The sequence below is a fragment of the Mycobacterium sp. SMC-21 genome (assembly GCF_045310825.1).
In the GTDB taxonomy this organism is placed as follows: Bacteria; Actinomycetota; Actinomycetes; order Mycobacteriales; family Mycobacteriaceae; genus Mycobacterium.
On the sequence record NZ_JBJIAO010000001.1, the window covers coordinates 289,634 to 301,679 of the forward strand.

Genomic DNA, 12,046 nt, shown 5'->3' on the forward strand with positions numbered 1-12,046 from the left:
TGGACGGTAGGCGCACAGCGTTGCGACACGCGAAGTGACGTGGCAGGAGCTGCGCTACGAGGGAGAGCAGGTAACCACCGATGTTTGAGAGATTCACCGACCGGGCCCGTCGGGTCGTCGTCCTGGCTCAAGAAGAAGCCCGGATGCTCAACCACAATTACATCGGCACCGAGCACATCCTGCTTGGCCTCATTCATGAGGGCGAGGGCGTAGCCGCCAAGTCGCTGGAATCGCTGGGCATCTCGCTGGAGGGTGTGCGCAGCCAGGTCGAAGAGATCATCGGCCAGGGGCAGCAGGCGCCGTCCGGCCACATTCCGTTCACGCCGCGCGCCAAGAAGGTGCTGGAGCTGTCGCTGCGCGAGGCGCTGCAGCTCGGGCACAACTACATCGGCACCGAGCACATTCTGCTCGGCCTGATCCGTGAGGGCGAGGGCGTCGCCGCTCAGGTGCTCGTCAAGCTGGGCGCCGAACTGACCCGTGTGCGTCAGCAGGTCATCCAGCTGCTGTCTGGGTACCAGGGCAAGGAGACCGCCGAAGCCGGCACCGGTGGCCGCGGCGGCGAGACGGGCAACCCGTCGACGTCGCTCGTGCTCGACCAGTTCGGCCGCAACCTGACCGCCGCCGCCGCCGAGGGCAAGCTCGATCCGGTCATCGGCCGCGAGAAGGAAATCGAGCGGGTCATGCAGGTGCTGAGCCGGCGCACCAAGAACAACCCGGTGCTGATCGGCGAGCCCGGTGTCGGTAAGACCGCCGTCGTCGAGGGCCTGGCGCAGGCCATCGTGCACGGCGAGGTTCCCGAGACGCTCAAGGACAAGCAGCTCTACACGCTGGACCTGGGTTCGCTGGTGGCCGGCAGCCGTTACCGCGGTGACTTCGAAGAGCGCCTGAAGAAGGTGCTCAAGGAGATCAACACCCGCGGCGACATCATCCTGTTCATCGACGAGCTGCACACGCTCGTGGGTGCGGGTGCCGCCGAGGGCGCCATCGATGCCGCCAGCATCCTGAAGCCCAAGCTGGCCCGTGGTGAGCTGCAGACGATCGGTGCGACCACTCTCGACGAGTACCGCAAGTACATCGAGAAGGACGCCGCCCTCGAGCGCCGGTTCCAGCCGGTCCAGGTGGGCGAGCCGACCGTCGAGCACACCATCGAGATCCTCAAGGGTCTGCGCGACCGTTACGAGGCGCACCACCGCGTCTCCATCACCGACGGTGCGCTGGTGGCTGCCGCGACGCTGGCCGACCGCTACATCAACGACCGGTTCCTGCCGGACAAGGCCATCGACCTGATCGACGAGGCCGGGGCCCGGATGCGCATCCGCCGGATGACCGCTCCGCCAGACCTGCGCGAGTTCGACGAGAAGATCGCCGACGCGCGCCGGGAGAAGGAATCGGCCATCGACGCGCAGGACTTCGAAAAGGCAGCCCGGCTGCGTGATTCGGAGAAGACGCTGGTCGCCCAGCGCGCCGAGCGGGAGAAGCAGTGGCGTTCGGGTGATCTGGACGTGGTCGCCGAGGTCGACGACGAGCAGATCGCCGAGGTCCTGGGCAACTGGACCGGCATCCCGGTCTTCAAGCTGACCGAGGCCGAGACCACGCGTCTGCTGCGCATGGAAGATGAGCTGCACAAGCGGATCATCGGCCAGGTCGATGCCGTCAAGGCCGTCTCGAAGGCCATCCGGCGTACCCGCGCCGGCCTGAAGGACCCGAAGCGTCCGTCGGGCTCGTTCATCTTCGCCGGCCCGTCCGGTGTCGGTAAGACCGAGCTGTCGAAGGCGCTGGCCGAGTTCCTGTTCGGTGACGACGACGCGCTCATCCAGATCGACATGGGCGAGTTCCACGACCGCTTCACCGCGTCGCGGCTGTTCGGTGCCCCTCCGGGCTACGTCGGCTACGAAGAGGGTGGCCAGCTCACCGAGAAGGTGCGCCGCAAGCCGTTCAGCGTCGTGCTGTTCGACGAGATCGAGAAGGCCCATCAGGAGATCTACAACAGCCTCCTGCAGGTCCTCGAAGACGGTCGCCTGACCGACGGCCAGGGTCGCACCGTCGACTTCAAGAACACCGTGCTGATCTTCACCTCGAACCTCGGTACGAGCGACATCAGCAAGGCGGTCGGCCTCGGCTTCACCCAGGGTGGCGGCGAGAACAACTACGAGCGCATGAAGCTCAAGGTGCACGACGAGCTGAAGAAGCACTTCCGCCCGGAGTTCCTGAACCGTATCGACGACATCATCGTGTTCCACCAGCTGACGCAGGACGAGATCATCCAGATGGTCGACCTGATGATCGGCCGGGTCGGCAAGCAGCTCAAGGCCAAGGACATGGAGATGGAGCTGACCGACAAGGCCAAGGCACTGCTGGCCAAGCGCGGCTTCGATCCGGTGCTCGGTGCCCGTCCGCTGCGCCGGACCATCCAGCGCGAGATCGAGGACCAGCTCTCCGAGAAGATTCTCTTCGAGGAGGTCGGCCCCGGTCAGCTGGTCACAGTGGATGTCGAGAACTGGGACGGCGAGAGCAACAACACCGAGGATGCGGTGTTCACCTTCGCCGGCCGTCGGAAGGAATCGGCCGACCTGGCCGAGGCCGCGGCGACTGCCGCCGAGTAGGACGACAACGCGAAATGCCCCCGATTCGTCGGGGGCATTTCCGTATCAGCCGACGTACTTGCCGTGCGCTTCGAACAGCGGGCGGTACTTGGCGTCGCAGTTCTTGAGCGCCCAGTCGTTCAGCGCCTTCATGTTGTCCATCATCGCGTCCATCTTGCTGGGATCGGCGAGGTCTGCGAGGTAGCGGTGCGGCTCGGCGGGTGCCGCGGCGATGAGTTCGCTCTGCGTGACGGGCGCGTCCTTGAGCAGGTCGTCGACGATCTGGCTCTGGTTGGCCGCACCGTTGCCGAACGCCGAGTCCATGTCGTGGAGCTTGCGGGCAACCAGCTTCGCGTCGAGGGTGCAGAAGTCGCCGGCGCTGCTGCCGCCGGCTGCGGCGGTCACTCCGGCCGTGCCCGCGCTCGAGTTCGAACTGTGGCCGGCGGTGCCACATCCGGCCACCGCGAGCGTGGCGGCGGTGGCGACTGTGCAGACCAATCTGGCCGTGGTGGCGAACAACATCGCAGTGCCTTTCCGTCGCTGTGCAGGGGGTCGAGATCGACGCTAAGCGCCCGGCGGTGCCACGGATATAAGGGAAGTCCCTACGGATCTGCGCGGACGGGAAACGGTTCGGTGTATCTTGATCCCGTTACGACGGTGCATGGAAGCCGGTGAGAATCCGGCACGGTTGCGCCACTGTGAGCCCTCTGCGGCGAGTCAGATCTTTCGCCGTCGTGCAGAACCGAACAATGTAGGGGCGCGTGACCCCGTAGGAGGTTTGACCATGACGAGTATTGCGGTTTCCAAGCCGGGCGTATCGACCAAGGCGCTTTCGGCCACTCGAGTGGCAGTGCTGCTGGGCGTGACGATCTTCCTGGCCATGCTGGCGTACTACCTCGTCGGCATCGACGAGGGCATGATGTCGATGTTCGGCAAGACCGTCGTGGTCCACGAGTGGGTGCACGACTCGCGGCACTTCCTCGGCTTCCCCTGCCACTGACGCAAGGGACTTTCATGGAAATCCGCGTCATCGGGCGCGGAGCCCTCGCCGGTCTGATCGCCGGCATTCTGGGGTTCCTGTTTGCCTGGATTTTTGCTGAACCCACCATCGACAAGGCCATCGACTACGAATCCGGCCGCATGAACGTGCTCTCGACCGTCCACACGGCCATGGGCCATCCGGTCGAGCCGGACGGGCCCGAGCTGTTCAGCCGGTCCATCCAGTCGGGTATCGGTGCGGCCACCGGCATCATCGCGTTCTCTGTGGCGATGGGTGCGCTGGTGGCTGTCGCGTATCTGGTACTGCACGGCCGGTTCCAGGTCCGGCCCAAGGTGCTGGGCTGGACCACCGCCGGTTTCGGCTTCCTGGGTGTGTACCTGTTGCCGTTCGTGAAATACCCGTCGAACCCGCCCGCTGTCGGCCATGAATTCACCATGGAGGCCCGCGGTTTCCTGTACCTGGGAATGGTGTGGGGGTCGCTGGCCCTGCTGGGCCTCGCGGTGTTCGCCGCGCGCAAGCTGTCTGCGAAGGTCGGCTGGGCGCGTGCCGTCGGAATCTCGGTGCTCGGCTTCTTCGTGCTGTACGGCGGTCTGCTGGCGGCGCTGCCGTCGCTGGGTGATCTGGCCGCCAATGTCGAGCACGCGGGCGAGTTCGGCTTCGCGCGCGCCGCCACCGAGACGCCGCAGCCGATCACCAACACCTTCGATACGCCGGTCACCGTCGACGGCAAGGTCTACGCCCCCGGGCAGTTGATCTACCCCGGATTCGACGCCGACCTGCTGTGGAAGTTCCGGTGGTACTCGCTGATCGACCAGGCGTTGATCTGGACGGTCATCGGGCTGGTGTTCGGCGGGCTCGTCGAGCGCTACCTCGGTGGCGCCAGGAAGGCCGCACCGGCACAGGACGTGGCAGCCGCGCTCTGACGATTGCGGTTGCCGCGCACTACAGTTCGAGGCATACCGACACAGAAAGGCGGCAGCATGCTGGTTGTCACGACGAATGACCTGCCCGGGTGGGAGATTCAGCGGGTCTGCGGTGAGGTGTTCGGCCTCACCGTCCGGTCCCGGAACGCCTTCGCGCAGATGGGCGCCGGGTTCAAGGCGATGTTCGGCGGCGAGCTGCAGGGCATGACCAAGAACCTCGCCGAGAGCCGCAACGAAGCCATGGGCCGGCTGCTCCAGGAATGTCACGCCCGCGGCGGCAATGCCATCATCGGGATGCGGTTCGACACCACCGAGATCGGTGACGTGTGGACCGAGATCTGCGCGTACGGCACTGCGGTACAAGCGGTTCCGGTCACCGACGCCGCCCGCTACACCGCACAGCAGTTGGGTTACGGCGGCGGTCCGGGCCCGGCACAGGGCCCGACAGGGTAATCTCCACGGCGCAGCTGGTTTGCCAATGACGCTTCGGTGTCTGCGGCGTCGAATGGCGGGGAACCGCCATGAGAGGGAACCCGGTGAGAATCCGGGACTGTCCCGCAGCGGTATGCAGGAACGACCGCCGTCATCCGCACTGGTCCGCATCGGACTGGGAAGCGACGGCCACTAGGTGCACCCGAAGGGTGCGTGCCTGCGAGTCCGAAGACCTGCCAGCTGTGCCGGATGCGCCGCGTCCGGCGGTGCATCGCCTCGTGGAATGGGCTGATCGCCGAGGGCGGTTTGTGCTGTCCTCGATGAATGTCCTTGGGCGGTGCGCACTTCCGTCGCATTTGAAGGACGTCAGTTGTCAACACCATTCACCGCAACCATTCTCGGCGCGCCCCGCATCGGTCCGAACCGTGAACTCAAGCGGGCCGTCGAACGCTATTGGGCGGGCCGGATCGACCGGGCCGCGCTCGAGGAAATCGCCGCGGGCCTGCGCCGCGAGACCATCGCCGCGTTGTCGGCCGCCGGACTGGATTCCATTCCGGTCAATACGTTTTCCTACTACGACCAGATGCTCGACACCGCGGTACTGCTCGGCGCCCTGCCGAGTCGCGCGGGCGGCATTGCCGATGATCTCGATCGCTATTTCGCGGCGGCTCGCGGGACGGCGGACATCGCACCGCTCGAGATGACGAAGTGGTTCGACACCAATTACCACTACCTGGTCCCGGAGATCGGCCCCGACACCACGTTCACACTGCATCCGGACAAGGTGCTGGCAGAGCTCAAAGAGGCTCAGGCGCAGGGTATTCCGGCCCGGCCGGTGATCGTCGGGCCGATCACGTTCCTGGCGCTGAGCAAGGCCGTCGACGGCGCCGAGGTGCCCATCGGGCGCCTCGGCGAGCTGCTGCCGCTGTATGCCGAACTGCTGGGCCGACTCGCCGCAGCCGGTGCCGAGTGGGTGCAGATCGACGAACCCGTCTTGGTCACCGACATCCTGGACGGCACTGCCAACGCCGCCGAATTGGCCGAGTATGCCTACGCCACGCTCGCGGCAGCCGCCGAACGTCCGGCGATCCTGGTCGCGACCTACTTCGGCGAGCTGGGGAGTGTGCTGCCGGCGCTGGCGCGCACGCAGATCGACGGCGTCGCAGTCGATTTCGTCGCCGGCGGTGACCAGCCGACGGCCGGAATTCCCGGTCTCGCGGACAAGCTGTTGGTGGCCGGCGTCGTCGACGGCCGCAACGTCTGGCGCACAGACCTGGAGGCCGCACTGGTCCGGCTGGAGTCAGTGCAGGAGTCGGCACGTTCGGTGGCTGTGTCCACGTCGTGCTCGACGCTGCACGTCCCGTACTCGCTCGAGCGCGAGGACGGTCTCGACGACGCGCTCCGCGGCTGGCTGGCGTTCGGTGCCGAGAAAGTCGACGAGGTCGCGACGCTGGCGACGGCGCTGCGCACTGGCCGGGGCTCGGTGGCCGCGCAGCTCGAGGCATCGAACCGGGCGGTCGCGTCACGCAGGCACGACCCGCGACTGCACAACGCCGCCGTCCGAGCCCGGCTCGGCACGGTCCTGTCCGGTGGCATCAGCCGCGGGCCGGCCGCCGAACGGCGTAAGGCACAAGACGCCCGCCTGCATCTGCCGGCACTGCCGACCACGACGATCGGTTCGTTCCCGCAGACCGTCGAGATCCGCAAGGCCCGGGCGGCGTTCGTCGCCGGCGAGATCGACGAGGCCGATTACATCGGCCGGATGAAATCCGAAGTCGAGACGGTGATCCGGTTGCAGGAGGAACTCGGCCTCGATGTGCTGGTGCACGGCGAGCCCGAGCGCAACGACATGGTGCAGTACTTCGCCGAGCATCTCGACGGCTTCTTGACCACCAAGAACGGCTGGGTGCAGTCGTACGGCAGCCGCTGCGTGCGCCCGCCGGTCCTCTTCGGCGACGTCACCAGGCGGCAGCCGATGACGGTCGAGTGGGCGACCTACGCGCAGACGTTGACCGACAAGCCCGTCAAGGGCATGCTCACCGGCCCGGTGACGATCCTGGCCTGGTCGTTCGTTCGCGACGATCAGCCGCTGGCGGACTCGGCCAACCAGGTGGCGCTGGCCATCCGGGACGAGACCGTCGATCTGCAGTCCGCCGGCATCGCGATCATCCAGGTCGACGAGCCGGCGTTGCGAGAGCTGCTGCCGCTGCGCAATGCCGACAAGGCGGCCTACCTGCAGTGGGCGGTCGACGCGTTCCGGCTCTCGACGTCGGGCGTCAGCGACGCCACGCAGATTCACACGCACCTGTGCTATTCGGAGTTCGGTGAGGTGATCGGCGCCATTGCCGATCTCGATGCCGACGTGACGTCGATCGAGGCGGCACGCTCACACATGGAGGTCCTCGACGACCTCAACGGCATCGGGTTCTCGAACAGCGTCGGCCCCGGTGTGTACGACATTCACTCGCCCCGGGTTCCCACCACCGGCGAGATGGCGACATCGCTGCGCCGTGCGCTGGATGCCGTTCCGGCAGAACGGCTCTGGGTGAACCCGGACTGCGGGCTGAAGACCCGCAAGACCGACGAGGTGACCGAGTCGCTGCGGCGCATGGTGCAGGCGGCACTGTTGGTTCGCGCCGGATAGCTCGCCGATGACTGCGCTCCGGAACCTGAGCCAGGTTCCGGAGCGCAGTTCTTTTCGGGGTCACGCGGCAGTGCGTCACCTGAAATAAAACCGGCTGCCCGAGCCTTGACCTTGCTGGGCCAGCGCCCGGAAACCGATTGGAGACGAATCGATGTCGCGAGTAGTGCAGTTCGCCGAATACGGCACACCTGAGGTTTTGCGAGTGGTCGATGTCGAGCCGCCGGCTCCCGGACCCACCCAGGTGCGAATCGCGGTACGTGCCGCGGGCGTCAATCCGATCGACTGGAAGATCCTCGGCGGATACATGCGCGAACTGATGCCGCTCGAGCTGCCCGCCGGTGTGGGGTCCGACGTGGCCGGCGTCGTCGACGCCGTTGGGTCCGAGGTGACCGAGTGGGCGGTTGGCGACGAGGTTCTGGGCCGGTCGACGACAGGTTCGTTCGCGGATCTTGCGCTGGCGGAAGCTGCCGAGCTCGTCCGTAAGCCTGAGGGCGTCGGCTGGGAAGTGGCGGGCTCGCTGGCAGGCGCGGGCGGCACTGCGTACACGGTGCTGGGGAAGCTCGGCGTCAAGGCGGGCGACACCCTGCTCATCCATGCGGCCGCGGGCGGCGTAGGTACTTTTGCCGTCCAGCTCGCAAAGGCTCAGGGTGTCAATGTCATTGGCACGGCGGGTGAATCCAACCACGAATACCTGCGTTCGCTCGGCGCGACGCCGGTCACCTACGGCGATGGTCTGCTCGAGAGGGTGCGGGCCGCCGCACCCGACGGAGTCGACGCCGTTCTCGACGCCTCCGGTCGCGGCGAGATTCCGTTGTCGATCGAGCTCACCGGCGATCCGGCCCGGGTGCTCACGCTGGTCGCCTTCGACCAGGCCGACACCGGCATCGAGGTGCACGCCGGTGGGTCCGGAAGCGAACTGGGCGCCGCCCTTCGCGAACTCGCGACGCTTGTCGCGCAGGAACGTCTTGCCGTCTCGATCAGCGAGACGTACCCGCTGACCGAAGCCGGTGCCGCGCTCTCGGCGAGCACGACGGGCCATGTGCACGGCAAGCTCGTCGTCGTGCCGTGAACACTACGACGGTCAGCTGACCACCACCAGCAGGTCATTGCCTTCGACACTGGCCGTGGGCGCCACCGCGAGCCGCGTGACGGTACCGGCTCTCGGCGACGTGATGGCTGCCTCCATCTTCATCGCCTCGATGGTGGCGACCGTTTGGCCGGCGCTCACCCGCTCGCCAACGGTCACCCGGATCGTCACGACGCCGGCGAACGGCGCCGCAACGTGGTCCGGGTTGCCGCGGTCCGCTTTCTCCACCGCGCGGACTGCGCTGTCGATCGACCTGTCCCGCACCAGGATCGGGCGTAGCTGACCGTTCAACAGGCACAGCACCGTCCGCATGCCGCGGTCATCGGGCTCGGAGATGGCCTCGAGACCGATGAGCAGCTCGACGCCCTTCTCCAACTCGACGCGGTGCTCTTCGCCGCGGCGCAGCCCGTAGAAGAACTGGTTGGCGCTCAGGCGGGAGGTGTCGCCGAATTGTTCTCGATGCGTGCGGAATTCGCGGGTCGGACCGGGGAAGAGCAGCCGATTCAGGGCCGCTCGGCGGGTAAGACCGGGTTCCGCCAGTTCGGCGTAGTCCTCGACGGTGAGGGTTGCCGTCGGCCTGGTGTCGGACCTTCCGCGAAGGGCCTTGCTGCGCAAGGGTTCCGGCCAGCCGCCGGGCGGGTCGCCGAGCTCGCCGCGGAGGAAGCCGATCACCGAATCCGGGATGTCGCAGCGGTGCGGGTCGGCGGCGAACTCCCCGGCGCTCATCCCGGCGCCGACGAGCGCCAGCGCAAGATCACCTACCACCTTGCTCGACGGCGTCACCTTCACCAGCCTGCCGAGAGCGTGATCTGCTCCGGCATAGGCGTTTTCGATGTCCTCGAACCGGCCGCCCAGCCCGAGGGCGGCGGCCTGGGTACGCAGATTGCTGAGCTGCCCGCCCGGGATCTCGTGGGTGTACACGCGGCCGGTCGGTGCGGGCAGGCCCGCCTCGAACGGCGCGTAGACGCGGCGCAACGCCTCCCAATACGGTTCCAGCTCACAGACGTTTGCCAACGACAGACCGGTGTCGTGCGCGGTGTGCGCGGCTGCCGCAACGATCGACGACAGCGCAGGCTGGCTGGTGGTGCCGGCCAGCGGTGCCGCCGCCCCGTCGACTGCAGAGGCACCGGCCTGCCAGGCCGCGACGTACGTGGCCAGCTGTCCACCTGGGGTGTCGTGGGTGTGGACGTGTACAGGCAGGTCGAAACGGGATCGCAACGCCGACACGAGTTTTGCCGCCGCGGGTGGTCGCAGCAGACCGGCCATGTCCTTGATTGCCAGCACGTGGGCACCGGCATCGACGATCTGCTCGGCCAGCTTCAGCCAGTAGTCGAGCGTGTACAGCGTCTCCGCGGGGTCGGAGAGGTTGCCGGTGTAGGACATCGCGACTTCGGCCACCGCGGAACCGGTTTCGCGCACTGCATCGATCGCCGGCCGCATCGACTCCACGTTGTTCAGCGCGTCGAAGATGCGGAAGATGTCGATGCCGGTGGCGGTGGCCTCCTGTACGAACGCCGACGTGACCGATGTCGGATAGGGTGTGTAACCCACGGTGTTCCGGCCGCGCAACAGCATCTGGAGGCAGATGTTGGGCATCGCCTCCCGCAGCGCGGCCAGCCGCTCCCACGGGTCCTCTTTCAGGAACCGAAGCGCCACGTCGTAGGTCGCGCCGCCCCAGCACTCGACCGACAGCAGCTGCGGCGTCATGCGCGCCACGTACGGGGCCACCTTGACCAGGCCCGAGGTACGCACTCGAGTTGCGAGTAGCGACTGATGGGCGTCGCGGAACGTGGTGTCGGTGACCCACAGCCGCGGCGACTCCAGCAGGGCGGCCGCAAAGCGCTCTGGGCCGAGCTCGGTCAGCAGCTGCTTGCTGCCCGCCGGTGCCGGACCGTCGAGATCGATCTTCGGCAGCTTGTCACGTGGATACACAGCCGATGGACGACCGCCATGCGGTTGGTTCACCGTGACATCCGCGAGGTAGTTGAGGATGCGCGTGCCGCGGTCCCCTGGAGTGTGGGCCGTCAGCAGTTGCGCACGCTCGTCGATGAACGATGTCGACACCTTGCTTGCGGCGAAGTCCGGATCATCGAGAACCGCTTGCAGGAAGGGGATGTTCGTCGACACCCCGCGGATGCGGAACTCCGCGAGGGCGCGTCGGGCCCTCCTGACCGCCGTCGCGAAGTCGTGGCCGCGGCAGGTGAGTTTGACCAGCATCGAGTCGAAGTGGGCGCTGATCTCCGCACCGACGTTGGTGCCGCCGTCCAACCGGACGCCGGCACCGCCGGGAGAACGGTAGGCGGTGATCCGGCCGGTGTCGGGACGGAAACCGTTGGCGGGATCTTCGGTGGTGATGCGGCACTGCATGGCGGCGCCACGGATTCTGACACGATCCTGGCTCAGCCCGAGCTCGGCCAACGACCGGCCGGCCGCGATCCGCAACTGGGCGGTGACCAGGTCGACGTCGGTGATCTCCTCGGTCACCGTGTGCTCGACCTGAATGCGCGGATTGCACTCGATGAACACATGGTGCCCGCGCTCGTCGAGCAGGAACTCGACGGTTCCGGCGCAGAAGTAACCGATCTGGCGCGCGAATGTCACCGCATCAGAACAGATCCGGTTCCGCAGTTCGTCGGTGAGGTTCGGGGCGGGGGCCAGCTCGACCACCTTCTGGTGCCGGCGTTGCACACTGCAGTCCCGTTCGAAGAGATGGATCACCTCGCCGGTTCCGTCGGCCAGTATCTGCACCTCGATGTGGCGGGGGTTGAGGACCGCCTGCTCGAGGTAGACGTTCGGGTCACCGAAAGCAGACTCCGCTTCGCGCGACGCCGCCGCGATGGCCTCGGCCAGCGCGGCCGGCTCGGTCACCCGCCGCATGCCACGTCCGCCACCACCCGAGACGGCCTTGACGAACAGGGGAAACTCCATACCGGCTGCGGCCGTGAGCAATTCGCTGACTGACGCAGACGGAGCCGACGATGCGAGCGCCGGTAGGCCGGCGGTTCGGGCCGCGGCGATGGCGCTGGCCTTGTTACCGGTCAACTCCAGGACGCCGGCACTCGGGCCGACGAACGTGATGCCGGCCGCGGCGCACGCTGCCGCGAGTTGGGGGTTCTCCGAGAGGAATCCGTATCCCGGGTACACCGCGTCGGCGCCGGACAGCTGGGCCACCCGGATGATGTCGGGCACCGACAGATAAGCCCGAACGGGATGGCCAGGCTCGCCGATCTGGTAGGACTCGTCGGCCTTCAATCGGTGTGGGGAGTTCCGGTCCTCGTGGGCGTATACCGCCACCGTCGCGATACCCAGCTCATAGGCCGCCCGGAAGGCCCGGATCGCGATCTCACCCCGGTTGGCGACGAGGACTTTGGTGATGGC

8 protein-coding genes and 2 riboswitches are annotated in these 12,046 nt (G+C 67.0%); of the genes, 6 read left to right on the top strand and 2 right to left on the bottom strand.

Annotation, left to right across the window (positions count from 1 at the left end; genetic code table 11):
• Positions 1-80 precede the first annotated feature (80 nt).
• A complete protein-coding gene (gene clpC1 / locus ACJH6H_RS01365; protein ID WP_138250891.1) occupies positions 81-2,603 on the top strand; it encodes an ATP-dependent protease ATP-binding subunit ClpC in 2,523 nt (840 codons plus the stop codon).
• Positions 2,604-2,648: 45 nt separating this feature from the next.
• Here the strand turns inward: clpC1 and ACJH6H_RS01370 are convergent, their stop codons facing one another.
• The gene (locus ACJH6H_RS01370; protein ID WP_406774102.1) at positions 2,649-3,104 is read right to left on the bottom strand and encodes a hypothetical protein; all 456 of its coding nucleotides are present in this window, start codon (positions 3,102-3,104) and stop codon (positions 2,649-2,651) included.
• 129 nt (positions 3,105-3,233) lie between these two features.
• Positions 3,234-3,318, top strand: a riboswitch (adenosylcobalamin (AdoCbl) riboswitch).
• A gap of 48 nt (positions 3,319-3,366) precedes the next feature.
• Here ACJH6H_RS01370 and ACJH6H_RS01375 point away from each other — a divergent pair.
• From ACJH6H_RS01375 to ACJH6H_RS01395, 5 genes are all read left to right on the top strand, one after another.
• Positions 3,367-3,582 (top strand): CbtB-domain containing protein, encoded by a 216-nt coding sequence (locus ACJH6H_RS01375; RefSeq protein WP_020100912.1) that lies wholly within the window; start codon positions 3,367-3,369, stop codon positions 3,580-3,582.
• Between the two features lie 14 nt (positions 3,583-3,596).
• Positions 3,597-4,505: a CbtA family protein gene (locus ACJH6H_RS01380; RefSeq protein ID WP_212807286.1), complete on the top strand. Its 909-nt coding sequence runs from the start codon at positions 3,597-3,599 to the stop codon at positions 4,503-4,505.
• Between the two features lie 57 nt (positions 4,506-4,562).
• The gene (locus tag ACJH6H_RS01385) at positions 4,563-4,958 is read left to right on the top strand and encodes a YbjQ family protein (RefSeq protein ID WP_133426369.1); all 396 of its coding nucleotides are present in this window, start codon (positions 4,563-4,565) and stop codon (positions 4,956-4,958) included.
• Between the two features lie 23 nt (positions 4,959-4,981).
• Positions 4,982-5,193: riboswitch (cobalamin riboswitch) on the top strand.
• Between the two features lie 114 nt (positions 5,194-5,307).
• A complete protein-coding gene (metE, locus tag ACJH6H_RS01390) occupies positions 5,308-7,581 on the top strand; it encodes a 5-methyltetrahydropteroyltriglutamate--homocysteine S-methyltransferase (RefSeq protein ID WP_212807285.1) in 2,274 nt (757 codons plus the stop codon).
• Between the two features lie 151 nt (positions 7,582-7,732).
• On the top strand, positions 7,733-8,650 hold the full coding sequence (locus ACJH6H_RS01395; RefSeq protein WP_212807284.1) for an NADP-dependent oxidoreductase: 918 nt from the start codon (positions 7,733-7,735) through the stop codon (positions 8,648-8,650).
• Positions 8,651-8,662: 12 nt separating this feature from the next.
• Here ACJH6H_RS01395 and ACJH6H_RS01400 read toward each other — a convergent pair whose 3' ends face one another.
• Positions 8,663-12,043, bottom strand: a complete 3,381-nt coding sequence (locus ACJH6H_RS01400) for a pyruvate carboxylase (protein ID WP_406774131.1) — start codon at positions 12,041-12,043, stop codon at positions 8,663-8,665.
• Between the last annotated feature and the right edge of the window lie 3 nt (positions 12,044-12,046).